The organism is Salipiger mucosus DSM 16094 (genome assembly GCF_000442255.1).
GTDB classification, from domain to species: domain Bacteria; phylum Pseudomonadota; class Alphaproteobacteria; order Rhodobacterales; family Rhodobacteraceae; genus Salipiger; species Salipiger mucosus.
Genome location: NZ_KE557277.1, coordinates 13,912 through 37,801, shown reverse-complemented (window position 1 = coordinate 37,801; position 23,890 = coordinate 13,912). Strand labels below are relative to the sequence as shown.

Genomic DNA, 23,890 nt, shown 5'->3' with positions numbered 1-23,890 from the left:
CGCCCCCACTCGGGGGCGGGGCACCCCTCCAAACCCGGCCTCACACGTAGCGGTTCACCACGTTCTCCAGGATCTCCTGACGGCCCGAGCGGGGCTCGGGGTTGATGCCCTCGGCCTCGACCCGCGCCGCGATGCTGTCCAGGTCCGAGCCCAGCATGGCCTGCGCCTCGGGCGTCTCCCAGCCGGCGTAGCGCGCGCGGCGGGGCGCCTCGAGCGCATCGTCCTCCAGCATCCGCGCCGCGGCCTTCAGGCCCCGCGCGCAGACGTCCATCGCCCCCGCGTGCGCCGCCACGAGGTCCTCGGCGTCCAGCGACTGGCGCCGCAGCTTGGCGTCGAAGTTCGTCCCCCCGGTGTCGAAGCCCCCGGCCCGCAGGATCTCGTAGTAGGCCAGCGCCACCTCGGGCACGTTGTTCGGGAACTGGTCGGTGTCCCAGCCCGACTGGTAGTCGTTGCGGTTCATGTCGATCGAGCCCAGCACCCCCAGCTCGCGCGCCAGCGCCAGCTCGTGCTCGAAGCTGTGCCCGGCCAGGATCGCGTGCCCCTGCTCGATGTTGACCTTGACCTCCTTCTCCAGCCCGAAGCGCTGCAGGAAGCCGTAGACCGTCGCCACGTCGTAGTCGTACTGGTGCTTGGTGGGCTCCTGCGGCTTGGGCTCGATCAGGATGGTGCCCTCGAAGCCGATCTTGTGCTTGTAGTCCACCACCATCGACAGGAAGCGCCCCATGTGGTCCAGCTCGGCCCCCATGTCGGTGTTGAGCAGCGTCTCATAGCCCTCGCGGCCGCCCCAGAGCACGTAGTTCTGCCCCTTCAGCTTGTGGGTCGCGTCCATGCAGGTCTTCACCGTCGCCGCGCACCAGGCAAAGACGTCGGGATCGGGGTTCGTCGCCGCCCCCGACATGAAGCGCCGGTGCGAGAACATGTTCGCCGTCCCCCAGAGCAGCCGCACCTTCGAGCGCTCCATCTTCTGCCCGAAGATGTCGACGATCTCCTCGAAGTTCCGCCGGCTCTCGGCAAAGCTCGCGCCCTCGGGGCGGATGTCCGCGTCGTGGAAGCAGAAAAACGGCACGCCCAGGATCTCGAAAAGCTCGAAGGCCGCCTCCGCCTTCAGCCGCGCGCCCGCCATGTCGTCGGTGAACCAGGGCCGCTGGAAGGTCTGCCCGCCGAAGGGGTCGCCCCCCGGCCAGGCGAAGCTGTGCCAGTAGGCCACGGCAAAGCGCAGGTGGTCCTCCATGCGCTTGCCCATGACCATCTCGTCGGGGTCGTAGTGGCGAAAGCAGATGCCCTCGCCCTCGGGATCGTGGCGCAGCGGGGCGATGTCTGCGAAGAAATCGGTCATCGGGGGTCTCCTCCTTGGATGTCGTCGGCCGCGCCGGGATCGGGCGGCAGGTTCTCGGGTACATGGATGGCAGGCACCACGGGCGGCACCGGCCCGGACGGCTGGCGGTCGGCGATGCGCCGCAGAAGGCCGAGCGCGAGGTCCACCTCCTCGTGCGGGCGCTGGTCGATCACCACGTCGACGACGCCCTCGGCAAGCGCCCGGCGGCTGTGCGCGACCAGCTCGTGCAGCACGACGACGGGCCGCGCGGACCCCTGCGCGCGCAGCGCCCGCACCAGCCCCGCGTTGCCGGCGCCCGCGCTGTAGATGCCGCTGATGCCGGGGTCCTCGGCCAGCGCCGCGCGCAGCCGTTCCTCCAGCAGCTCGGCGCGATCGTAGCCGCAGATCTCGGGACAGAGCGTGATGCCGGGATAGCGCGCGCCGATGGTGTCGCGCAGCCCCGCCAGCCGGTCGGCGTGGTCACGCGCGCTCAGCGCGCCGATGNNNNGGAAGGTCTGAACTACGGCTTCGGCTTCGCCGACATCCGGCCATCCGGGCTGTGAAATCGGTGCGTGAGCCCGAGGCGCATTTGATTTCGCCGGATTTGGCATTGTTGAGGCCCCGAAACGGGGTCCTCGGACAGAGTCCGGCTCATGGCATCAGCTTTCTTCGTACGAGGAACAGGTTGCCGAGGGCGAACAGCGTGAAGAGTTGCGCGCGGTTCTTCGCGAGGCCACGGTAGCGGGTCTTCAGATACCCGAATTGGCGCTTGAGCACGCGGAATGGATGCTCCACCCGCGCCCGCACCATCGCGATAATCCGATTGATGTGCTCGTCGATGGGGTCCAGCGCAGCGCCCTTCGGCGCCTTCCGCATGACGCCCCAGAACTTGTCCGGGCCGGAGAAATGGGCCTCGCGCGCAGCGCTGACATAGCCCTTGTCCGCCCACACCGACGTCTCCTCGCCATGGAGGAGCTCATCCCAGACCTGGCTGTCATGCACCTTCGCCGTGGTGGTCTCGAGGCTATGCACGATGCCGCTCTCGGCATCGACGCCAACGTGCGCCTTCATCCCGAAGAACCAGTCATTGCCCTTCTTCGTTGACGACATCTCCGGATCGCGCGCCCCGGCTTCGTTCTTGGTCGAGGACGGCGCGTCGATGATCGTCGCATCGACCAGTGTGCCCGAGCGCAGCGTGATGCCCTGATCGGCCAGATGTTTGTTCACTTCAACGAACAAACGCTCCGTCAGCGCGTGCTTCTCCAGCAGGTGTCTGAAGTTCAGGATCGTCGTCTCATCCGGGACACGATCATCACCGAGTTCGATGCCTGCGAACCGGCGCATGGACTCGCTGTCGTAGAGCATCTCCTCAGCCATGGGATCGCTCAGCGCATACCATTGCTGCAGGAAATACACCCGCAGCATCGTCTCCAGTGGCATCGGCGGCCGACCGCCCTTCGGCCCGACCTTCGGATAATGAGGCTCGATCAGCGCCAGCAGACGCATCCAAGGCACCACCGCGTCCATCTCCGCGAGAAACTTCTCACGCCGGGTCTGCTTCTTCTTCATCGCGTGGCGGAGACCGGGAAACGCAGGTTGCTTGGGCATCGGTGGGCATCCTTCTTCGTCTCGCCCAGTCTACCTCAACCCGGCCAAGGCGCGAGGTTTTTCAGACTCTCCAATGATCAAGGAACTCTCTTCTTGAGGTACGGCGGCACTTAGCTCGACTGATGATGGCCGCACTTATTTGCGCCAAGTTTACGCCCGGTGAAAACAGTTTTTTTCACATCCGTCGCGGACACCGCCCTCGTCAAAAAAATGTGCCATAGAAAGTACTCGTACGGTCGCGGCCTAGCCCCCAAAGACTCGTGGTTCGGGATCTTGGTCGAAACCGGCTCACCTAGATGCGTGAGCTAAGGCTTGTCCTGGCCATCGCTCCGTCGCTGGCAACACCTGGCTCATGTCGCCGGATATGCCACCGCAAGCGGCATGACCACCGTAGTTCATGAGGTCCTCAGCATCAGCTCGGCCAGCTCCAGCGCGCTGCGCACGTAGCCCACCCTAGAGCAGATGGCATATGCCCCGCCGCGCAAGGCACCAGACATCCGGGCCACGCCGCGTCGGCTTTCATTCCGGTTTTCGCAATCGTAATTTTCGAAACATGCGTTTTTCGGCAGGGAACATTCTGCGTAATTTCCGCTCGAAGTGAGCCTCCGCAGTTCACAAACCCAATGCCCGAAAGACAGCCGACATGACGCAGAGATCCGATGACAGCCGCCACCTGACAATACGGAAGGACGGGTTCACTATCTCGACCGATCCCGAGCTGATCGACGGGGCCTATGTCGTCGATTTCCTGACGACCACCGCCTACTGGTCCCGGGGTATCGACCCAGACCTTATCCGCTCGGCGCTGCGCAATTCCGAAGTTCTCGGCCTCTATGAGAGGACCGGACGGCAGATCGGCTTTGCCCGGATCGTCACCGACTACGCCCTATTTGCCTATCTGAGGGATGTGTTCGTGGACGAGGCGTACCGGGGGCGCGGCCTCGGTCTGTGGATGACTGAGACCGCGCTGGCGCACCCCCGCCTGCAAACAGTGCAGAACTGGATGCTGGCGACGGAGGACGCGCATGGCGTTTACGCGAAGGCTGGCTTCTACTCGTTGAAGCACCCCGACTGGTACATGCAACGACCGGGAAAAGGCCTGACCGACACCTAATCCTCCCTTTGACCGGCCGGAAACCCGTGATCTCGGGCGGCAAAGGTCATCACTCCCGCCAGCGCGATCAGCAGCAGCAGGCCTGGCGCAAGGCTCTCAGGCCCGAACCTCTCCAGAAGCAGCCCGCCCACCAAGCCGCCGCCGGCAATCGCGGTGTTCCACATGGTCACGAGCATTGATTGCGCCAGATCCGCCGCGGGTCCGGCCGCCTTGGCGCTGGCGGTCTGGAAGAGGGTCGCGCATCCACCGAAGGCGAGCCCCCAGATCGCGCTGGCCGCATAGATGGTCGTCGGCGTGTCGCGCCAGATCCAAAACATGGCCGCCGCCAAGGCGAAGAGCGTGATACTGATGAGAGTGAGTACTCTCAGGCGCGTGTCGATCAGCACACCGACGATCCAGATGCTGACCAGCGAGGCGAGGCCGAAGACCAGCAGCACAGCATCCGTGCGCCCGACCATCCCCGCCCCCGCCAGGAAAGGCGCGATGTAGGTGTATAGGATGTTGTGGGCAAGCACGAAGCTAAACACCACCCCAAGCACCGGGCGGATGCCCGGAAGCGTCAGTACGCCGCGCAGGGTACGACGCTGACCTGCGGGTTCACCAGCGAAATCCGGCACCTTGGCCAGAACCCAGACGATCAGACCGACGGTCAGGAGGCTCATCAGCCCGAAACAGGCGCGCCAGCCGAGGACGGCCCCGAGGAAGGTACCAGCGGGCACGCCGAGAGACAGGGCGAGCGGCGTGCCTGCCATGGCGACGGCAATCGCCCGCCCCTTCAGATGATCGGGCGCCATGCGCGCGGCGTAGCCCGCCGCCAGCGCCCAGAGCAGCCCCGCCGCGACCCCGGCGACGAAGCGGGCCGACAGTGTCAGGGCGTAGCTGGTCGACAGCGCCGTGACCGTGTTCGCAATCAGGAAGCCCACGATCGCGGTCATCAGCAGCGGCTTTCGGCGCAGACCCTGCGTCAGGGTCGTCAGCGGGATCGCGGCCACCAACGAGCCGATGGCGTAGACCGTCACCAACTGCCCGGCCCCGGCCTCCGACACGCCCAGCCCCTGCCCAATGGCGGGCAGCAAACCGGCGGGGAGGGCTTCGGTCAGGATGGTGATGAAAGCCGCCATGGAGAGCGCCAGCAGCGCCGCCCAGGGAAACGGAGCCTCGGCGCTGTGAACCGAAGTAGGTCTATGTATATCACTCATGGCCGGTCTCCCGCGCCTGTGGAGCGGGGCGCCCTTCGGGCCGGGGGCAGCCTGCCGCCAGAACCGATCGTGTCGTGCAGATCATCTTGTGTCCTCAGTCGGTTGAAATCTCTGAGGGATTGTGCGGGCTATGCCATTGCAGAAAAACAGGCTTCAATTCCGATAACTCCGGACTAAAATGTCCTCCATGTCGATCTCCACGGACAGCCTCGGCGCTCTGAATGTCTTCGTTCAAGCGGCGGAAACGCGCAGCTTCACCGTCACCGGGCGGCAGCTCGGCGTGTCGTCCTCGGCGGTGGGCAAGGCCATTGCGCGGCTCGAGGACCGCATGGGCGTGCGGCTGTTTCATCGGTCGACACGCGCGATCACCCTGACAGCGGAAGGGCAGATGTTCCTCGAACGGTGCCGCCGCGTTCTGGGCGAGTTGGAGGCGGCGGAGCTGGAGCTGGCACAAACCCGCGTGCGCCCCTCCGGACAGCTGCGCGTCAGCCTGCCGCTGGTCGGAATGCTGATGATGCCAACGCTGAACGCATTTATGGAGGCCTGGCCCGAGATCGAGCTGGATCTCGATTTCAGCGACCGGCTGGTCGATGTGATCGAAGAAGGTTTTGACGCGGTGATCCGTTCGGGCGAGCCCACGGACTCACGCCTGATGACACGGCGCCTCGGCAGTTCCGGCTTTCGCATCGTCGGGGCGCCCGCCTATTTTGAACGGCATGGGACGCCCCAGAGCACGGCAGAGCTTGCGCAGCACCGCTGCCTGCATCACCGCTACCCCAGCACCGGCAGGCTGGAGCCCTGGCACATCGAGGGGCTGGCGGAGGGCGCCCTGCCCCGCACGGCCATCTCCAGCGCCATCGAGCCGCTGCTCGACATGGCCGAGCATGGCCGGGGCATCGCCTGTCTGCCCGATTTCGCGGTGCGCGCCCATTGCGCAAACGGGCGGCTTGTTGCGGTGCTGGAGGATGCGGCGAAAGGAAATGCGGAGTTTCGCGTTTACTGGCCGTCGAGCCGGCATATCTCGCCGAAACTGCGGGTCTTCGTCGACTTCATGGCCGAAACCCTGTTTGCAGGCGCGCCGGAAGCGGCCTCGTTCAGCAGTTCGCCGACCGGGACGAATACTCCGCCCCAGGAAACATGAAAGATTATGTCCTCGTGAAAGGAGATAAGCGCGCGTGCGCCCACGCCGGGCTCGACCCTCGCCTCCATCGCCGGGACCGGAGCGTCGCCCCCATCAGGAAATGAACCGCGATGCAGGAACACTGGGCCAACATGTTCGCCTCGGAGCTCTATTGCGCAGACCACGTTCACTCGGGTCGATCCCAAAAGACCTGACGGATACCGTTTTCTGAAATCCGCACTTTCGAATTATTCGTTTTTCGACCGCCGCCCCGAGCCTTAGCGTGTGTAGAAAACCTTGAGGCAGAGGACATCTCTATGCTCACCGATTTCACCTTGGCGAGTAGCGCAATGCCCCGCCGCAACAACTCTGTGCCCACCTTGGTGACCAGATCGCATCTAACTGGGCGGAACTCGGTTTCGCGTCATTGGCAAGTCCGCGAGTTCGCGACGGCTCATCTTCCTGATGACCGGATGCGACAAAGGATCTTCGTCCCATTGGCGGCGAAGGGCCTCCCCCTCAAGACGCGCATTACGGATATGGCGCAAGGCACGAGCGCGGCGCCAGCGGCGCAACATTCTGGCGAACGGTTTGAACATGCCGATAGCATCCAGTGACCGAGGCCTCGCAGCAATCGAGGTTTGAACGAAGCTCGTGAAGAAAAACTATAGCCCTCACGGTGGCCGCCTGCCTCTTGTTGGCCTGCGCGCTGTCGAAGCTGTTTTGAGGTTGGGTAGCCTGAACGCCGCGGCAGACGAGCTTTGCGTCACGCCGGGTGCCGTCAGCCAACAGCTGATCAAGGTCGAGACGTATCTGGGGATCAAGCTTTTCCGGCGGACTCCCCAAGGGCTCGTACCGACGGAAACGGCGCGAAGGCTGGCGGAGCATCTTCATACGGGCTTCCGGGACATTGCCCGCGCCGTTGCGCTCGTAGAGCCGCCACACCCCAACAGTGTTGCTGTCTCAGCGCCACCCGTTTTTGCCGCTAAATGGCTCGTGTGGCGCCTGCATCGTTTCACCGAGGCTCAAAGCAAGCTGAAAATCTCGATTGAGGCCACGACGGATTTCGCGGATCTCGACGACAACCGGATCGACGCCTGCATTCGCGTCGGCAGGGGCGATTGGGCCGGAACGAGGGCGGTACACCTGGCCGACATTCGCGTCTTTCCTGTTTTCGCCCCCGAGTTTGCGAACCGAATTCGTACCCCTGCGGACCTGCTGAACATTCCGATAATCCGTGACGCAGGCTCGGGCTTTGACTGGAACCACTGGCTGCGACCAAACGACATGGACGCCGCGCAACTACCGGACGGACCATGCTATTCGGATGCATCGCTCTGCCTGGATGCCGCCATTGCCGGCCAGGGCGTCTTTCTATCCTGGGAAACCCTGTCGCACGACGCGCTTCGCATGGGGCGGCTGCACGCCCTGCCGGGACGATTTCGTACCAGCTCTGCCTACTGGTTCGTCGAAAACGCGCAGCACACCAGATCTAAGCCCGTGCAGCGGTTCCTCGACTGGCTGCGCGAAGAGTTGAACGCATGTCTGGAATGACCCGGCAACCCGAACGGATCGTTGTGACCGGTGCCAGCGGGCGTCTGGGCAAAACAATCGCCACGGCCGCCCGACGGGCTGGTGCGCATGTCGTCTCCTGTGATCGCGTTCCGGCGCCGAACGTGGTGACTGCGGACATCCGCGATCTGCATCGGCTTGCCTCGCTGTTCGACGGCGCGGATTGCGTAATCCATTGCGCCGGGCTGCATGCGCCCCATGTCGGCGTCAGGCCGGACGCTGAGTTCCGTGACATTAACGTCGACGGGACCGCAACCGTTCTGCAAGCCATGCGGCAGGTTGGGGTCCGCTCGCTTGTGTTCACCAGCACCACGGCCCTGCTTGGTGGCGGCGCGCGCGCGGGTGAACCTGCACGCTGGATCGATGATGCGACCCAGCCGCGACCGCGCAGCATCTATCACGAGACAAAGATAGCGGCAGAGCACCTCATCCGATCAGCATGTGGTGCGTCGCTCTCGGCATCGATATTGCGTGTCGGGCGCTGTTTCGAGGAACCGCGCGATATCATGGCGATACATCGTTTGTCGCGCGGCATTGATCCCCGTGACGCCGCCATGGCGCATCTGCGTGCCGCCCGCTTTACGAAACGGGATCCGGAGCCGCTCATCGTAAGCTATTCAACGCCTTTCCAGCGATCTGACTGTGGCGGGCTCGGCCACCATGCCGCGAGAGTCATCCGCAACCGCTGCCCCGATCTGGCGCGACGTTTCGACATGCTTGGCTGGTCACTCCCGGAAACAATCGACAGGGTATACGATAGCAGCACTGCCCGGTCACGATGGGGTTGGACCCCGAAACTGGGGCCGGAAACCATGCTAGAACCTCAATTCCGCTAAACCCTTATCTGAACTTCGCAGGTCTGGTGTTCAGTCTGGCTCGATCCATCCCCGGACAAGGTGCACATTCGCCGCACAGTCGCGGCCTCTTCCCACAAGGCACCTTCACATTCCAAACTCTACGACGCCATTCCGGCATGCAAAGGTCATGGTTTGGCGGCACCTCCCTCAAGGCTTCGCCCTCCCGCCGCGACCAGCCAACGGCGGACCGTGCGTTGCTCCTCCTCGGAGAACCCCTCCGCCAGGTCGGTTTCGAGCGCGTATACCAGCCTTTTTGCCCGGACAAGCACCTGTCGCCCTGCATCTGTCAGCTCGATCCGCCGCTTGCGCCCATGCTCCTGATGCGGGTGGCGCCGGATGAGCGCCGCATTTTCGAGGTTCTGCATGATTGTGCTCATCGTCTGCGGGGTCAGCAGCGCGATCCGCGCCAGATCGGCGCTGGAATGCTCGGGATAGGCGTCCAACATGGTCAGTGCGGCGAACTGCGGCTGCGTCAGCCCGGTCTCGCGCAGAGAGGTTTCCACTCGGTGCCGATAACCGTTCGCCGCCTGGCGCAGAAGATAGCCCAAGTAGCCATCCGGTCCGCGCTTGCCCGTACCTTCGTCAGGAAGAACCTTCGCCGCCTTGCTCATTGTCAGAACTCTGATATTATTGTCAGGGCTCTGATAATAGGATTAACGAGGATCTTGTCCAAGATGAAAACCGACCGGAACATGACCTATTCGGATTTCGAGCGGGACCACCCCGCAGCGCTGGCTGCGCTCCTTGCCATGAGCAAGGCGGTCGATGCCTCCGGGCTCGAGAAGGCCCTGACCGAACTGGTGAAACTGCGCGTTTCCCAGATCAACGCCTGCGCCTTCTGTATTGAACTGCACCTGAGCATGGCGCGGCGCGCGGGCGTCGATGAAGCAAAGCTCGACCTGCTGCCGGCCTGGCACGACAGCGCCGCTTACAGCGCCCGGGACCGCGCCGCGCTCGCCTGGGCCGAACATGTCACCCTGACGCCGACAGCCGCCTTGCCCGCCGAGACCCGCACCGCGCTCGATACGGTCTTCGACGCGTCCGAACAGGTCAACCTGACCGTCGCGATTGCCAATATCAACGCCTGGAACCGCATTGCCGGGGCGCTGCATTTTCCCACCCGGACCCCGGCGGAGGCCTGATGAGCAAGATCGTTCCGGTCGAGGATGCCGCCACCGTCGCCACCTGTTTCGTACTCATGCGGCAGCTCCGTCCGCATCTTGGAAGCGCCGCCGAATTCGTGGCCCGTTGGCAAAGCCAGAGCGCCGACGGCTACCGGCTGCTTGTGATCCACGAAGGCGGCAAGCCCGAGGCGCTGGCCGGATACCGGCTTCAGGAGAACCTGGTACACGGGCGGCATATCTACCTCGACGATCTGGTGACGGACCAGGGCCGTCGCAGCCGCGGTCTTGGTCAGCGCCTGCTGGAACATGTACAGGAGATCGGCCGGGCGGCGGGCTGTGTCCGGCTGAGCCTCGACACCCCGTTGTCGAACGCCTTGGGCCATCGTTTCTATTTCCACCAAGGGATGCTTGCCAGCGCTTTGCGGTTCAATATCCCCTTGACCGGCGTGGAATGAGCACGCTTCTCCACACCAGCGCCAGCTCGCGGACGGCGAACTCCCGCAGTCGGCGATTGGGACAACGCGCCAGCGAACGGATCTGCGGGGCGCATCCCGCGTTGAAGCTTTGCCGCCGCGACCTGACACAACCGTTCCTGCCGCACCCCGACGAAGCTTTTGTCGAGGCCAGCCTGCGCCCTCCCTTGGACCGGGATGCGGACGATCGCGCAGCCCTCGCCCTGTCCGAGAGCCTGATCGCCGAGCTGGAGGTCTCTGACCTGCTTGTTATCGACGTTCCGATGTACAACTTCGCGTTGCCGTCCAGCCTGAAGGCCTGGCTGGATCTGGTTCTCCGGCCGAACCGAACGTTCCGCGTCACCGCGAAGGGCAAAATCGGGGTGCTCGCAGATCGCTCGGCGATTTGCATCATGGCCGCCGGCGGGCGCTTTGACGGCCCCCAGGCGCAGCCCGATTTTGCCACGCCCTATCTCCGCCAGGTGAACTGGCCCTGCAAACCATTGGCATCGGCAGCAGCCAAGTCTTTATCGTTGATCGCGCCGGGAGAGCCCAGCACCAAGAGACGGATCGAGATTTTGATCGCTGGATCGGAGGGCTACTGAAAACAATTAGACCGGGTCATGCGCCGCTTCGGCAGTCCTTGCCATCGAGCGAGCCACACTAAGAAATTTGCGCAAGGCGGGATTGTCATTTTCCCGTAACCACACAGCACAGAATGGAACTCGCTCACCTGTTATTGGGCGGTAGGTAAGACCAGGGAGCTTTGCAACCGTCATTGCTTCGCTGGTAACTGTCAGACCACGCCCCACAGCAACAAGAGCGAAAAGGTCGTCACGACCGACGCAAAGTGTATCAACCTCGGGATGATGGCTAAATCCAGCGAGGCGTTGCACAAGATAGTCAGTTATTTCCGGGCCGGGTGCACTGTCACTTACAATAAAGCGCTCATCGGTGACATCCGACCATGAGATTTCGCACTTCTCTGCGAGTTCATGAGATGTGGGCAAGACAAGGTACACGCGTTCTGACCATAGAGGGCAAGCCTCACAACCATCCCAAAGTCGCTCGCCTGAAACAAAGGCGACATCCATCGACATCTGACGAATGGCAACCACATGATCTTGGGGATTCCCATTGAGCAGATCAATCCTCACGCCTTTGTGGGCGAAGTCATAGACTTTCAACAGGTCGGCAAGAAATCCTGACGCCAGAGATGAGAAAAACCCCACCCTGACAGTGCCGCACTCTGACCGCCCTATGGCAGAGACCTCGCGGCAAGCCAGTTGTACGTCCCGTACGATCGCCCGAGCACGCTTGTGAAATCGCTTACCAGCCTCAGTAGGACGGACTCCGTGACTAAGACGGTGCAACAGAGATGCACCAAGAGAATCTTCTAGTTCTCGAACGGCGCGACTGACCGTGGACTGTTGTATGTTCAATTCGATCGCAGCTCTTCGGAAACTCCCAGCATTGCAAGCCGCAATAAAGTAAACGAGCTGGTTCAGTGAGAGGCGGGATAAGTCGCTTGCCAAATGGAGACTCTCAATAGACGCTTCCTTCTCGTTGCTCTCCGCATTTCCAACTCTCTGCGTCATCGTGTTCAACCGAGGGCCAACGCAACGCCGACCGACAATATGAGCATGATAGCGAATGCGATATTGATTGCGCGCCCCACGCTCGGATCTTCCAGAAAGCGGGCGAATGTGCTTCCGAACGCAAGCCAAGCGGTATTCACGGCCGCAGCCACAAAGGCCAATGCGGCAAATTTCAGGAGCGTGTCAAGCAAGAGGTGCTCGGGCGTGATCGAATATCCGGCGTACACGGCGCCGATCGCCGCGTAGGCTTTGGGGTTGGCGACGGAAAGGCCGAGGCCCGGTAGAAACGACCCTATAACAACGCCTGAACGACCTTCAGCGCCAGTTGGCGTTCGCCCGACAGGCGCCGTCGCAATCTTCCACGCCAGGTAAAGAATATAGGCCACCGCAGCAATGCGGAGGACCACCAGCAACCAGGCCTCGGAAGACATGACCCCGGTCACGCCGGTCGCGATGATCGCCAGCACCACGATGGTTCCAAGTATTATGCCCATGAGATACGGCAGAGCGTTCCGAAACCCGAATGCAGCGCCCAGACTCGCCAAGCTGATCGTGGCCGGCCCCGGGCTGCCCATGAGCGGCAGGGCGGCCGCGATGAGTATCAGGGTATTTCCGATCATCTTGGTTCTGGCCCTTAAGCTCTCCTTCGACTGCCGCAAAATCGCGGCCTGCCGGAGAGCATCCTCTTGAACGGCACGGTATCCAAGGCTATGACTTAAGAAAATCAAATAGATCGAAACCCAATAATTCGAGAATCGGAACCAATGCCAAGCTTTGACATGGACGCGCTCCGTACGGTCGTCGTTGGCTCGGATCTGGGAAGCTTCGCGCGCGCTGCCGTGCAACTCGGCCGCTCGCAATCCGCCGTCAGCATGCACCTCAAGAAGCTGGAACAGCAGGCGGGCACAACGCTGTTCGTTCGCAAGGGACGCGGCCTCGTGCCAACCGAAGCGGGCGAGGCTTTCATCGCCTATGCCCGGCGTATCGTCGCGCTGAACGACGAAGCCGCGCTCTCGGTCGGCGCGGCGGCAGGCAAGGCCTCCGTGCGGCTCGGCCTGCCGCAGGATTTCTTCGATGACGTGATGCCTGCGACACTCGGCAGGTTCGGACAGGACGTGGAAAACGTGCATGTCGACGTACAGGCCGGGGAAAACCACAGGCTCGCCGAAGAGGTCCGTGCCGGGCGCATCGACGCCGCGATTGCCTTCTTCCGGCCCGGCAGCCCGACCGAAGGCGAAACGCTTTGCGAATGCCCCATGCACTGGCTGGCGCATGTCGATCTGCTGGACAAGACCGTCGCCGATCCCCTCCCCCTCATCATGTTCAACCACCCCTGCCTGTTTCGGCAGGCCATGCTTGCCGCGCTGGATCACAGCCAGACGCGCTGGCGCGCAGCGCTCACCACGCCCAGTCTGCCCGCTGTCTGGGCCGGGCTGCGCAGTGGTCTGGGTATCGCCGTGCGCACGGATCACGGCAGACCGGAGGATATCGCCTGTGTCGGCGCAGAGCTTGGCCTGCCGAACTTGCCGAACATCGAGGTGCGTCTGCTGCGGGCGCCGAACCTGTCGCGCTTTGCCGAAAGACTTGCGCAAGTGCTGCGGGAAGAGGCCCTCAGGCATCTGGACCCGGCAATCCGCAGCGCGCGAGGCGTTGATCTCGTGCACCATCCTGATAGGCTGCTAACCACCTAGGGGTGTCCCGACAAGGGGCTGAGATATCGCTGGCGTATCGATCGCAGGATCTTTGAGCAGCGCGGTGACCCTTTGAACCTGATCCGGATCATGCCGGCGAAGGGACAGGATCGCAGCGCCCTCTTGCCCTTGCCGGCCTCAGCATAACGAGGCCGCCTTGCTATCACCATCAACAGCCCCCCGCCCGATTTCGGCGACCATCGCCGCCGTCATACGCGACAACCAGGTCCTTCTCGTTCGCCGCGCGAATCCGCCCGACGCGGGACGATGGGGATTTCCGGGCGGAAAGATCAAGCACGGCGAAACACTGTTCGAAGCCGCAACAAGAGAACTGGCGGAGGAAACCGGCGTTTCCGCCGAGCCGCTCCGCGTATTCACGTCAGTTGACGCCTTTGACCACGACACCACCGGTAACGTGCGCCATCATTTCATCCTGATCGCTGTGCTGTTCCGATGGACCGCCGGAGAACCGGTCGCTGGAGATGACGCGCTCGAGGCGCGATGGTTCGAACTAGGCGCGCTGAATGACACCAGCCTCGCGCTGAGCCTCGATGTGGCCGAGGTCGCGCACGAGGCCGCCTTGATGGCGGAGGTGCTGGCATGATCGCCAATGTCCTGACCATCGCGGGCACCGACCCTTCGGGCGGCGCGGGCATCCAGGCCGACATCAAGGCCATGTCCGCGCTTGGAGCCTATGCCTGTTCCGCCATCACCGCGGTGGTGGCGCAGAACACCTGCGGCGTCCGGTCTTTCCAGGCGCTCGACCCCAGTTTCGTCGCCGACCAGATCGACGCGGTGCTGGAGGATGTGCGCATTGACGCGGTGAAGATCGGCATGATCGCCAACGCGGGCATCGCCCGCGCCGTGGCCGACCGGCTGCGTCATCACGGCATCCGCAACATCGTGCTCGACCCGGTGATGGTCGCGAAAAGCGGCCATGCGCTGCTCGACCCCGAAGCGGTTTCGGCCGTGCGCGAGGCGCTGGTGCCGCTGGCCCGCGTCATCACCCCGAACCTGCCAGAGGCCGCCGTGCTGCTGGCCCGAGAAGACGACTGGACCGCCGAGACGATGCAGACCGCCCTGCCCGACCTCCTGGCACTCGGCTCCGATTACGTGCTGCTCAAGGGCGGGCATCTGGCGGGCGCGGACAGCACCGACCTGCTGGCCGGTCCTGAAGCGACGCAGACCTTTTCCGCTCCGCGCCTCGCCACGACCAACGATCACGGCACCGGCTGCACCCTCTCCTCGGCCATCGCGGCGCTTTTGCCAAATCACGACATGCCCGAGGCCGTGGCGCGCGCCAAGGCCTATCTGCATGCCGCGCTTGCCCAAAGCGACGCGCTGGACGTGGGCCAAGGCCACGGGCCGGTGCACCATTTCCACGCACTCTGGCCCGCTGAGGCCGAAGCGCCAGAATGACCTTGCCGCACCGCATTTCGGCCGGAGCGCTTGTCGTCAACCAGGGCAGGCTCCTGCTGCTACGCCATTTCCGTCAGGGCGAATACGACTTCTGGGCACCGCCCGGCGGCGGCGTTGAGGGCGGGGAAGAGCTTGAAGAAACCGCCCGACGCGAAACCTTCGAGGAAACCGGCCTGCGGATCGAGACGCAACAGCTCGCCTATATGGACGAGTTGATTGATAGCTCAGGCAGGATGGTGAAATTCTGGTTCACCGCGCGATTGGTGTCCGGCAGCATGGCGCTGTCCCGGAACCCGGACCCACGGGAAAACATCAGCGACGCGGGATGGTTCGCCGAGGACGACTTGCCCGAAGCCCATGTCTTTCCTGCCGTCCTGCGCGGGAGATTCTGGCACGACTGGTCGCGCGGCTTTGAGAGCATCGTGCGGCTACCCCTGAAGACCTCTATCTTCTGAGGCCTCAGTTCCTCGCCCCATCGGTTGCGCACCGCAATCGCCGCGCCGCTTTTTCTGGATCGGGCTGGCCGCAAATCGCAGACACCACCGCGATGCCCTGCGCACCGGCGGCGAAGGCCTGTGCGATGTGTTGGCGTTTCAGCCCGCCGATGGCGACCGCCGGGACCGGGCTGGCCGCGACCTGCGCCGCCAATCCGTCAAAGCCAACCGGGCGCTTGTGGTCCTGTTTGGTGGGCGTGGCAAAGACCGGCCCGGCGCCGATGTAATCGACCAGATGCGGATCGACCGCCGCAGCCAGCGCGGGGCTTTCCACCGACAGGCCCAGAAGCATCGCCTCTCCGATCCGTGCGCGGGCCTCGGCCACGGGCATGTCGCCCTGCCCGATATGCAGGCCATCCGCGCCGATCGCGACCGCGGCCTCGACATCGTCGTTGACGATCAGACGCGCCCCGCTTCCCGCAAGCGCGCGTTTCAGGGCACGGCCGGTTTCGATCATCGCCGCCGTGCCGCCCGTCTTGTCGCGCAGCTGGACCATCGTCGCGCCGCCCGCGACCGCCCGGCGCGCAGTTTCGACCATCCCGATCCCGGCGCAAAGGCCGGGATCGAGCACGAGATACAGCGACAGGTCGAAAGACGGCTTCATGCCCCGACGCTTTCCAGCGCGCGGATTTCAGCCTCGGCCCCCAGCGCTTCGGGGGTCACGGCATGCAGCGCGTCGAGGAAACGCGGCGCAAAACTGCCCGGCCCCTGCGCCCCCTCATGCGCGCGACGCCCCGCAACGGCGAAATGCGCAAGCGCCGCAAGAGTGGCATCGAACGGATCATCCGCAACCGCCGCGTAAGCGCCGCACAACCCGGTCAGGGAACAGCCCAAGGCGGTGTTCATCGGCATGAAGGGCGAGCCGCCCGCGATCCGTGCTGCGCGCGTGCCGTCGGTGACGAAATCGCTCTCGCCCGTCACCGCGACCACGCCGCCGGTCTGCACGGCAAGCCAGCGCGCCGCGTCTTCCGCGAGGCTCACGCTGTCGCGCCCGTCGACGCCCTGCCCCTGACTGGCCTCGCCCGCCAGCGACAGGATCTCGGACGCGTTGCCCCGGATGATCGTCGGTTTCAGCGCCACCAGATCCGCCGCCGTCCGGCGCCGCAGCGCCGTGGCCTGACAGGCGACGGGGTCCAGAACCCACGGCTTCCCGGCGGCCTGAGCCCCCTCGATCGCCGCGCGCATCCCCGACAGGAAGGGCGAGGACAGCGTGCCGATATTCACCGTCAGCGCACCGGCGATGCGGGCGAATTCTCCGGCTTCCTCGGCATCCGAGACCATCGCGGGGGACGCCCCGGCGGCCAGCAGCACATTGGCGGCGATGTTCATGGCGACATAGTTGGTGATGCATTGCACCAGCGGCGGCGCGGCGCGCAGGGCGGTCAGCAATTCCTGAGGTGACTGGCTCATTTCACGTCCTCCAGCGGGATATAAAGGTCTCCGCCGTCGCGGAACTTCTCGGCCATCTTCTCCATCCCCTCTTTCTGGGCCTCGGCGCGGATATCGTGGCTGATCCGCATCGAGCAGAATTTCGGCCCGCACATCGAACAGAAATGCGCGACCTTGTGGGCTTCCTTGGGCAGGGTCTCGTCATGCATCGACCGCGCCGTTTCAGGGTCGAGCGATAGGTTGAACTGATCTTCCCACCGGAACTCGAACCTTGCGCGCGACAGCGCATCGTCGCGGGCCTGCGCCGCCGGATGCCCCTTGGCCAGATCGGCGGCATGGGCGGCGATCTTGTAGGTGATGACACCGGTCTTCACATCGTCGCGGTCGGGCAGGCCCAGATGCTCCTTGGGCGTGACGTAGCAAAGCATCGCGCAGCCGAACCAGCCGATCATCGCCGCGCCGATGCCGCTGGTGATATGGTCATAGCCCGGCGCGATATCGGTCGTGAGCGGCCCGAGCGTGTAGAACGGCGCCTCGCCGCAGGTGGCAAGCTGCTTGTCCATATTGGCCTTGATCTTGTGCATGGGCACATGGCCCGGCCCCTCGATCATGACCTGACAATCCTTCGCCCAGGCGACCTGCGTCAGCTCGCCCAGCGTCTCCAGCTCGGCAAACTGCGCCTCGTCATTGGCATCGGCAATGGAGCCCGGCCGCAGTCCGTCGCCCAGAGAGAACGACACGTCATAGACGCGCGCGATGTCGCAGATCTCGTCGAAATGCTCGTAAAGGAAGCTCTCGCGGTGATGGTGCAGGCACCACTTGGCCATGATTGACCCGCCGCGCGACACGATCCCCGTGACCCGGTCCACCGTCATCGGGATCATGTGCAGCCGCACCCCTGCGTGGATGGTGAAGTAATCCACCCCCTGCTCGGCCTGTTCGATCAGCGTGTCGCGGTAGACCTCCCATGTCAGATCTTCGGCGATGCCGTTCACCTTCTCCAGCGCTTGATAGAGGGGCACGGTGCCGATGGGCACCGGGCTGTTGCGGATGATCCAGTCGCGAATGTTGTGGATGTTGCGGCCCGTCGACAGGTCCATGACGGTATCCGCCCCCCACCTCGTGGCCCAGACCATCTTTTCGACTTCCTCGGCCATCGAAGAAGTCACCGCCGAATTGCCGATATTGGCATTGATCTTGACGAGGAAATTGCGCCCGATGGCCATCGGCTCGGCCTCGGGGTGGTTGATGTTGGCGGGGATGATCGCGCGGCCTTCGGCGATCTCGTCGCGCACGAATTCCGGTGTGATGAAATCCGGGATCGCCGCGCCAAAGCCTTCGCCGTCCCGCGCCAGCGCTTTGGCCTGCGCCTTGCGGCCGAGGTTCTCGCGGATCGCCACGAATTCCATCTCCGGCGTCACGATCCCGGCGCGGGCATAGGCCATCTGGGTCACGGCGCGGCCCTTGGTGGCGCGGCGCGGCGCATGGCCCACGGGGAATTCGGGCACCAGCCGCGCGCCTTCGGCAAAGCCGTTGTCGGCAGGGGAGATGTCCCGCCCCTTGTAGGCCTCGGTATCTCCGCGCGCCGTTATCCAAGCCTCGCGCAGGCGCGGCAGGCCACGGTCGATGACGATCTCCGCATCCGGGTCCGTGTAGGGGCCGGAGCTGTCGTAGACGGTGACAGGCGGCTCGCCCGCCGTTGGGTGCAGGTCGATCTCGCGCATCGGCACGCGGATATCGGGGTGGCGCTCGCCCGCGCGCCAGACGCGGCGGGAGGCGGGTAGCGGGCCCGTTGTGACGGTTGGGGTCTGGTCTTTCATCGGTCGGAGCCTCCATGGCTATATGCGTTGGAGACCCAGTTCCGCGTTCGAATGGGATTGCCGGTGTGGTTTTCGCCCCCACGTGCGTCACGTGATCGGGGCCCGCGCGGCCAGTGCACCATCCCTACGCCAGTGTGAACTGGATCAGGTTCATCGGGTCACTGCGCTGCACGGGTGCCAGCAGTATCTCAGCCTCTTGTCGAGACCCCCCGGGTGAGTGGCGACAAGCTGCGTGGCAATCGCACCAATGTCAATATCGACGCCAGGAAAACTTACCCGCTTTATAGAACGCAGACTTTTGATCAATTCGTTATTCTAAATTGTTTAGGTCAGCTAGCCTGCGTCCCGCAGACACGGGAGACAGTCATGCAAACAGGAGAACAGATCGGTTTCATCGGGCTGGGAACCATGGGCCAACCTATGGCCTTAAACCTGCGCCACGCCGGACGCCCCCTGATGGTCTGGAACCGGACGCCGGAGCGTACCGCGCCCTTGAGAGAGGCCGGGGCCGTGGTCGCCGCCGATGTGGGCGAGGTCTTCGAGCAGTGCAACACCATGCTTCTTATGCTGGAAAACGAAGGGGCGACAGATGCCGTGCTGGGCCGCGGCACCGAGGCCTTCATGCGCCGCGTCGCCGGGCATTGCATCGTGTCAATGGGCACGACCTCCGCGAAATACTCCCAAGGCTTGTCACAGGATATCGCCGCCGCCAACGGACGCTTTGTCGAGGCGCCGGTCTCTGGTTCTCGAAAGCCGGCGGAGGCAGGCCAACTTATCGGCATGCTGGCCGGACCTCCCGAGGAGATCGAACGCCTGCGTCCCCTGCTCTCGCCGATCTGCAAACAGCTTTTCGACTGCGGCACCGTGCCCGGCGCCCTGCAAATGAAACTCGCGGTCAATACCTTCCTGATCACCATGGTCACCGGCCTTGCCGAAGCTGCGCATTTCGCGGCGCGCCACGGGCTCGACATGGACAGCTTCGCCGACATCCTCAACGCCGGGCCGATGGCCAGCGATGTCTCCCGCGTGAAGATCGACAAGCTGCGCAACCGTGATTTCAGTCGCCAGGCCGGCATCTCTGACGTGCTGAAAAACAGCCGTCTAGTCTTAGAAGCTGCGAGAGCCGCCGACACTGCCTCCCCGCTGATGAACGTCTGTGAAGCGCTCTATGCGGAAACCGAAGCCATGGGCCGCGATGAGGATGACATGATCGCAGTGGTCCAGGCTATCGAAGCGCGCACCGGCCGGTGCGCTTCTTGATACAAAAGCGTTGGGGCATCATTGCGTCCGCGCGGCACGATACTTCAACCGCAACAGGGGCCGGGAATGTACACACCATCGCATTTTGAAGAGACCGATCCTGCGGCGATCCGTGAGATACTCGATACAGCGCCACTGGCCTGTATCGTGGCGCAGACGGGAGAAGGATTGTTGGCAAACCACATCCCGTTGCTCCGGGCCCCGGACGGATCACTGGTCGGCCATGTCGCACAGGCAAATGCCATGCACCGGCTGATCGCCGAGGAGCAAGAGGTTCTGGCCATATTCCGTGGTCCAGACGCCTACATCTCACCGAACTTCTTTCCAAGCAAGGCTGACCACCACCGCCACGTTCCGACCTGGAACTATCAGGCGGTACATATCTACGGGACCATTTCGTTCCAGCACGACGAACAGGCCAAACGTGCAGCCGTAGGTCTTCTGACGCGCACGCACGAGCGAAAGCTGAACGGCGAGAATGCTTGGCGTATGGCAGATGCGCCACAAGACTACATGCAGGGGATGCTGGAAAGCATCGTCGCGTTCCGAATAACGGCAAGCCGGACACTCGCAAAATCGAAGATCAGCCAGAACCGCGAAGAGCGAGACTATCTTGGCGCGGTTGCCGGGCTCAGGGCTACCGGGAAGCCCACCATGGCAAACCTGATGGCGGAACGGTCCCGGAAAACGGACGAGGACACCTGAAACGTCAATTGGCGAGCAGGCAACCGTGTTCGAGATGCTGCCACCGGGGCAGTCCTGCTTGGATGACTTCGCGGTGACGACTGCGACTTGGCAAAGAGCGTGACAAAGCGGACAAAGAACGTCAGAACCGGCCGACTGTTGGCGCACCCAATTGCTGCTTTACAGCGTCCAGGTCGCCAAGCACCCAAAGCTTGGAGAGCTTGCCGTGCGATATTCCAAAGAAAGCGGCGCCCGCCCATTCAATGTCTTTGCCGGTACAACTAACTCCGAAAAATTCAGACTGATGTGTTCCTCGAAAAATCATACGGGCAGCCGCCCTGTCATCACTGCAAACTAAGTCCTCGATTATGCAAGTATAGTTTCCAAGTGCTTTGTGGACGGCTTCAACGTATTCAAGAAAGCCGTCGATACCACGCTTTTCAGGTCCAAGCGAACCTCGAAACCTGAAATCAGTTGAAATTATCTCATGCGCCACTCGGAAGTCGCGCTTGTTCCACACGTCGTTGTAGAAACTCTCGACCAGTTTGGTCGATGTGGCTGTCATCTCTGCAGACCAAGACAAATATGATCCAACGTTCAACCTTCCCGATAAGCTCTAACGCGTCACCGCCATGACCGCGCTTCCGCCGATCATGAACCCGCCGCCGGCATAGCCCATGCGGCGACGCGCGCGATGACTATCAAAGAGCCGCCCCGCCCGCTCCGCGATCAGCGCATACCCGGCCAACAGCACCACGACAACAAGGCTGGAGGTCACCGTCAGCACCGCAAGCTGCACGGGCAAATCGCCTTGCGGGTCGATGAACTGGGCAAGGAATGCCATGTAGAAAACGATCGCCTTGGGGTTCAGCACGGCGGTCACGGTTCCGGCCCAAAAGCTGCTCCAGGAAGAAGCCCCACCTTCATGGGTGACCCTCTCCGGTGCATCGCGCCGCGCCTGCATGATCTGGCCGATGCCCAGCCACGCCAGGTAAAGCACCCCGGCCCATTTCACGATCTGGAAGAGGATCGCGGAGGCGGCGAGGATCGCCCCGACCCCGGCGAAGGACAGCCCGACAAGCACGATGCTCCCCACGACATCGCCGAGAATGCACATCGCCGCAGCCACCCTGCCCCGCGTCAGCGACTGCGCGATCACGAGCAGGACGCTCGGTCCGGGGATCACCGTCAGGACAACGCAGGCAATGGTGTAGGCAATCCAGGTGTCCAGCGACATGATCAATCCTCTTCGCTTTGGTCCGGGCCACGATTGGCCGACGCAGTGGAGGCAAGAAGTGCCCCGCTTCCAATCAGCACAATACCCAGAAGATCAATGAAGCCCGGTCGATCGCCAAAGATCAAGACGCTCCAGAACAGGGCGAAGACAAGATACCCATTATCGAACAAGCCGATGACCGGTGCGGAGGCCCTTTGATACGCATAGGCGACCAAGGCGGTAATGACAGCGAGCAGCACGCCCAATCCGGCCAGCAACCCCAGATCCGCCAGCTTCAGCGCAGGCCAGACCGACAGCAGGAAGCCCGCGTCGTTGCCCTGTCCGCTCTTCCACAGGCCGGCGACCAGCCCCAGGCCGCCCAGCAACAGAACAAGGTTGAGGTTCATTGCCATCGACATCGCCGGCACGGCGCGGCAACGCCCCTGCGTGATCACGGCCGCGAGTGCGTAGAAGAACCCGGCAAGCAACGGTAACCCGATCATCGGCGATACCTCGTCCAAGCCCGGACGCAGGATCGTCATCACGCCGGCAAGACCCAAAAGGATCGCAACACCCCCGCGCACCCCGATGCGCGTTCCGAGCAGCGTTGAAGACAGGAAAGCCATCCACATCGGCGAAGTATAATAACAGGCAGCCGCGATGGAGAACGACAACTCGGGCAGCCCGGCGTAATAGCAGCCCCACATCAGGGCGAGACAAAGGCTGCGCAACCACACCCAGCCAGAGACACTGACCAGGCCAATGCTCATAGGTGTGGTCAGCCGCAAGACCGCCCCGAGACACAGCACGGCAATGCCGGATCGGACTGTAAGAACCTGCCCGAGTGATAGACCCTCGTTGTTGAGTTTCACCAGCGCGTCGGACAGCGAAAGCAGCAAGACGCCCGCCGTGATCGCGACGATCCCCGAACCGAGGCTCGGCCCCTGATGCCCAATGTTTCGGAAAGATGTCATGGGTGAATGCAATCATTCACAAGGTTATAATTAAAATGATAAAAGGGAAAAAATACATGAGCTCTAGTCATGCAAACAGACGACATCCAACTTGCTCGGCTGCGCCCGTTCGAGGCCGCGGCCCGGCTTGAGAGTTTCACCCGCGCCGCCGAGGAGCTTGGGTTGACGCAAACCGCCGTCAGCCGCCAGATTAGCCAGCTTGAGGAAGAGCTGGGCCTGCGTCTGTTTGAACGCAGGAACCGCGCGGTGTTCCTGACCGAGGAAGGTCGCCGGTTGGGACAGGTCGCTGGCGACGCTCTGGCAGCGATCCGGGCCGAGGTCGCCGCCCTTCGCGGCAGCCACGACCCCGGTACCGTCGTGCTGCGCTGCCAGCTCTGCGAGGCCTTCTACTGGCTGATGCCGCGTCTTTCGGATTTCCATGCCAGCCATCCCGAGGTGCAGCTTCAACTGGTCAGTGCGCTTGCCCCCCTTACGGAGGCCACCGAACCCTTCGACATCGCCCTGCAGACCACCGGCCGCGCCTCGGGCTCGGCCCGGCTGCTGTTTACCGCGGCGGACAGTATCTTTCCGGTCTGCGCGCCCTCCCTGCTCGCGGATTACACCGCTCCGGGCGCGCCGGACACTTTGGGCAACCTCCCTCTCCTGTCGCATCGTATCACGCCGCAGGACTGGTTTGACTGGCCGGAATGGTTCGCCGCCACCGGCCTTCCCCGTCCGTCCCGCTTGCGGATGGTATCGTTCGACAGCTACCCCCTCGTGCTGCAGGCGGCGGTTGCCGGCCAGGGGGTTGCCTTGGGATGGAAAAGAACGGTCAGTGACATGATAGACGACGGCAAATTACGACCCGCTTGCGATCTGTATGTCGACAGGCCAAACGAGATTTCCGTCTTCAGGGGCACCCGGCGCTCGGATTACGCCGCTGTGGATCGCCTCATCTCATGGCTGAAAGCGGAACTGGCCTGACACTCAAAGGGACTCTGAGAA

General features: G+C 63.3%; 27 protein-coding genes and 2 riboswitches. Of the genes, 14 read left to right on the top strand and 13 right to left on the bottom strand.

Annotated features, from left to right (window positions below; all coding sequences use genetic code 11):
* Nucleotides 1-40 precede the first annotated feature (40 nt).
* The 3 genes from xylA to SALMUC_RS14115 form a co-directional block, all read right to left on the bottom strand.
* On the bottom strand, nt 41-1,336 hold the full coding sequence (gene xylA / locus SALMUC_RS14125; protein ID WP_020042632.1) for a xylose isomerase: 1,296 nt from the start codon (nt 1,334-1,336) through the stop codon (nt 41-43).
* A complete protein-coding gene (locus tag SALMUC_RS14120) occupies nt 1,333-1,926 on the bottom strand; it encodes a substrate-binding domain-containing protein (protein WP_051155917.1) in 594 nt (197 codons plus the stop codon). Before SALMUC_RS14120 ends, xylA begins: the two co-directional genes overlap by 4 nt.
* Nucleotides 1,927-1,966: 40 nt before the next feature.
* The gene (locus SALMUC_RS14115; protein ID WP_021119830.1) at nt 1,967-2,923 is read right to left on the bottom strand and encodes an IS5 family transposase; all 957 of its coding nucleotides are present in this window, start codon (nt 2,921-2,923) and stop codon (nt 1,967-1,969) included.
* A 643-nt stretch (nt 2,924-3,566) separates the two neighbouring features.
* On the opposite strand from SALMUC_RS14115, the gene SALMUC_RS14110 reads away from it, so the two are divergent.
* Complete coding sequence (locus tag SALMUC_RS14110) at nt 3,567-4,037, top strand: GNAT family N-acetyltransferase (RefSeq protein WP_020042750.1); 471 nt, start codon at nt 3,567-3,569, stop codon at nt 4,035-4,037.
* On the opposite strand, the gene SALMUC_RS14105 is transcribed toward SALMUC_RS14110, so the two are convergent.
* On the bottom strand, nt 4,034-5,236 hold the full coding sequence (locus tag SALMUC_RS14105; protein WP_021120411.1) for an MFS transporter: 1,203 nt from the start codon (nt 5,234-5,236) through the stop codon (nt 4,034-4,036). The two genes, SALMUC_RS14110 and SALMUC_RS14105, sit on opposite strands and share 4 nt — an antisense overlap.
* Before the next feature lie 178 nt (nt 5,237-5,414).
* On the opposite strand from SALMUC_RS14105, the gene SALMUC_RS14100 reads away from it, so the two are divergent.
* The 3 genes from SALMUC_RS14100 (at nt 5,415) to SALMUC_RS28975 (ending at nt 8,764) form a co-directional block, all read left to right on the top strand.
* The gene (locus SALMUC_RS14100; protein WP_020042752.1) at nt 5,415-6,377 is read left to right on the top strand and encodes a LysR family transcriptional regulator; all 963 of its coding nucleotides are present in this window, start codon (nt 5,415-5,417) and stop codon (nt 6,375-6,377) included.
* A 633-nt stretch (nt 6,378-7,010) separates the two neighbouring features.
* A complete protein-coding gene (locus tag SALMUC_RS14090) occupies nt 7,011-7,910 on the top strand; it encodes a LysR substrate-binding domain-containing protein (protein ID WP_198014594.1) in 900 nt (299 codons plus the stop codon).
* Nucleotides 7,898-8,764, top strand: a complete 867-nt coding sequence (locus SALMUC_RS28975; RefSeq protein ID WP_084513994.1) for an NAD-dependent epimerase/dehydratase family protein — start codon at nt 7,898-7,900, stop codon at nt 8,762-8,764. Before SALMUC_RS14090 ends, SALMUC_RS28975 begins: the two co-directional genes overlap by 13 nt.
* A 146-nt stretch (nt 8,765-8,910) precedes the next feature.
* Here the strand turns inward: SALMUC_RS28975 and SALMUC_RS14085 are convergent, their stop codons facing one another.
* Complete coding sequence (locus tag SALMUC_RS14085) at nt 8,911-9,396, bottom strand: MarR family winged helix-turn-helix transcriptional regulator (RefSeq protein WP_037372012.1); 486 nt, start codon at nt 9,394-9,396, stop codon at nt 8,911-8,913.
* A gap of 63 nt (nt 9,397-9,459) precedes the next feature.
* Between SALMUC_RS14085 and SALMUC_RS14080 the strand changes: the two genes are divergently transcribed.
* The 3 genes from SALMUC_RS14080 to SALMUC_RS14070 are packed head-to-tail and all read left to right on the top strand — an operon-like array spanning nt 9,460 to nt 10,966.
* Complete coding sequence (locus SALMUC_RS14080) at nt 9,460-9,927, top strand: carboxymuconolactone decarboxylase family protein (protein ID WP_020042755.1); 468 nt, start codon at nt 9,460-9,462, stop codon at nt 9,925-9,927.
* A complete protein-coding gene (locus tag SALMUC_RS14075) occupies nt 9,927-10,364 on the top strand; it encodes a GNAT family N-acetyltransferase (protein WP_020042756.1) in 438 nt (145 codons plus the stop codon). Before SALMUC_RS14080 ends, SALMUC_RS14075 begins: the two co-directional genes overlap by 1 nt.
* The gene (locus tag SALMUC_RS14070) at nt 10,361-10,966 is read left to right on the top strand and encodes an FMN-dependent NADH-azoreductase (RefSeq protein WP_084513993.1); all 606 of its coding nucleotides are present in this window, start codon (nt 10,361-10,363) and stop codon (nt 10,964-10,966) included. The genes SALMUC_RS14075 and SALMUC_RS14070 overlap by 4 nt, the downstream gene beginning before the upstream one ends.
* A 6-nt stretch (nt 10,967-10,972) precedes the next feature.
* On the opposite strand, the gene SALMUC_RS31545 is transcribed toward SALMUC_RS14070, so the two are convergent.
* Both SALMUC_RS31545 and SALMUC_RS14065 read right to left on the bottom strand, forming a co-directional pair.
* Nucleotides 10,973-11,959, bottom strand: a complete 987-nt coding sequence (locus tag SALMUC_RS31545; protein ID WP_084513992.1) for a LysR family transcriptional regulator — start codon at nt 11,957-11,959, stop codon at nt 10,973-10,975.
* Between the two features lie 5 nt (nt 11,960-11,964).
* On the bottom strand, nt 11,965-12,579 hold the full coding sequence (locus SALMUC_RS14065; protein WP_020042760.1) for a LysE family translocator: 615 nt from the start codon (nt 12,577-12,579) through the stop codon (nt 11,965-11,967).
* 144 nt (nt 12,580-12,723) lie between these two features.
* Here SALMUC_RS14065 and SALMUC_RS14060 point away from each other — a divergent pair, with 144 nt between their 5' ends.
* The 4 genes from SALMUC_RS14060 to SALMUC_RS14045 all read left to right on the top strand — a co-directional run bounded on the left by SALMUC_RS14060 (nt 12,724) and on the right by SALMUC_RS14045 (nt 15,524).
* Nucleotides 12,724-13,650: a LysR substrate-binding domain-containing protein gene (locus SALMUC_RS14060; protein ID WP_156883515.1), complete on the top strand. Its 927-nt coding sequence runs from the start codon at nt 12,724-12,726 to the stop codon at nt 13,648-13,650.
* Nucleotides 13,639-13,773: riboswitch (TPP riboswitch) on the top strand. Its footprint overlaps the gene before it by 12 nt.
* A gap of 34 nt (nt 13,774-13,807) precedes the next feature.
* On the top strand, nt 13,808-14,254 hold the full coding sequence (locus tag SALMUC_RS14055) for an NUDIX hydrolase (RefSeq protein WP_020042762.1): 447 nt from the start codon (nt 13,808-13,810) through the stop codon (nt 14,252-14,254).
* Complete coding sequence (gene thiD, locus SALMUC_RS14050; protein ID WP_020042763.1) at nt 14,251-15,069, top strand: bifunctional hydroxymethylpyrimidine kinase/phosphomethylpyrimidine kinase; 819 nt, start codon at nt 14,251-14,253, stop codon at nt 15,067-15,069. Before SALMUC_RS14055 ends, thiD begins: the two co-directional genes overlap by 4 nt.
* On the top strand, nt 15,066-15,524 hold the full coding sequence (locus SALMUC_RS14045; protein ID WP_020042764.1) for an NUDIX domain-containing protein: 459 nt from the start codon (nt 15,066-15,068) through the stop codon (nt 15,522-15,524). Before thiD ends, SALMUC_RS14045 begins: the two co-directional genes overlap by 4 nt.
* A gap of 4 nt (nt 15,525-15,528) precedes the next feature.
* Here the strand turns inward: SALMUC_RS14045 and thiE are convergent, their stop codons facing one another.
* The 3 genes from thiE to thiC are packed head-to-tail and all read right to left on the bottom strand — an operon-like array spanning nt 15,529 to nt 18,772.
* Nucleotides 15,529-16,167, bottom strand: a complete 639-nt coding sequence (gene thiE, locus SALMUC_RS14040) for a thiamine phosphate synthase (protein ID WP_020042765.1) — start codon at nt 16,165-16,167, stop codon at nt 15,529-15,531.
* Entirely contained in the window at nt 16,164-16,973 is an 810-nt protein-coding gene (gene thiM, locus SALMUC_RS14035; protein ID WP_021120406.1) for a hydroxyethylthiazole kinase, read from the bottom strand. Before thiM ends, thiE begins: the two co-directional genes overlap by 4 nt.
* Nucleotides 16,970-18,772 carry a phosphomethylpyrimidine synthase ThiC gene (thiC, locus tag SALMUC_RS14030; RefSeq protein WP_020042767.1) on the bottom strand — a complete coding sequence of 601 codons (1,803 nt, stop codon included), beginning with the start codon at nt 18,770-18,772 and terminating at the stop codon, nt 16,970-16,972. Before thiC ends, thiM begins: the two co-directional genes overlap by 4 nt.
* A gap of 103 nt (nt 18,773-18,875) precedes the next feature.
* Nucleotides 18,876-18,994, bottom strand: a riboswitch (TPP riboswitch).
* 144 nt (nt 18,995-19,138) lie between these two features.
* Between thiC and SALMUC_RS14025 the strand changes: the two genes are divergently transcribed.
* Together SALMUC_RS14025 and SALMUC_RS14020 are read left to right on the top strand one after the other, a co-directional pair.
* Nucleotides 19,139-20,032 (top strand): NAD(P)-dependent oxidoreductase, encoded by an 894-nt coding sequence (locus SALMUC_RS14025; RefSeq protein ID WP_021120405.1) that lies wholly within the window; start codon nt 19,139-19,141, stop codon nt 20,030-20,032.
* Nucleotides 20,033-20,098: 66 nt separating this feature from the next.
* Nucleotides 20,099-20,737: an FMN-binding negative transcriptional regulator gene (locus SALMUC_RS14020; RefSeq protein WP_037372011.1), complete on the top strand. Its 639-nt coding sequence runs from the start codon at nt 20,099-20,101 to the stop codon at nt 20,735-20,737.
* A 121-nt stretch (nt 20,738-20,858) separates the two neighbouring features.
* Here SALMUC_RS14020 and SALMUC_RS28965 read toward each other — a convergent pair whose 3' ends face one another.
* The 3 genes from SALMUC_RS28965 to SALMUC_RS14010 are packed head-to-tail and all read right to left on the bottom strand — an operon-like array spanning nt 20,859 to nt 22,906.
* The gene (locus SALMUC_RS28965) at nt 20,859-21,281 is read right to left on the bottom strand and encodes an ester cyclase (protein WP_084513991.1); all 423 of its coding nucleotides are present in this window, start codon (nt 21,279-21,281) and stop codon (nt 20,859-20,861) included.
* A 51-nt stretch (nt 21,282-21,332) separates the two neighbouring features.
* Nucleotides 21,333-21,953 carry a LysE family translocator gene (locus SALMUC_RS14015; protein WP_020042770.1) on the bottom strand — a complete coding sequence of 207 codons (621 nt, stop codon included), beginning with the start codon at nt 21,951-21,953 and terminating at the stop codon, nt 21,333-21,335.
* Between the two features lie 2 nt (nt 21,954-21,955).
* Nucleotides 21,956-22,906 carry a DMT family transporter gene (locus SALMUC_RS14010; protein WP_020042771.1) on the bottom strand — a complete coding sequence of 317 codons (951 nt, stop codon included), beginning with the start codon at nt 22,904-22,906 and terminating at the stop codon, nt 21,956-21,958.
* A gap of 69 nt (nt 22,907-22,975) precedes the next feature.
* On the opposite strand from SALMUC_RS14010, the gene SALMUC_RS14005 reads away from it, so the two are divergent.
* Entirely contained in the window at nt 22,976-23,869 is an 894-nt protein-coding gene (locus tag SALMUC_RS14005) for a LysR family transcriptional regulator (protein WP_020042772.1), read from the top strand.
* Nucleotides 23,870-23,890: the final 21 nt, after the last annotated feature.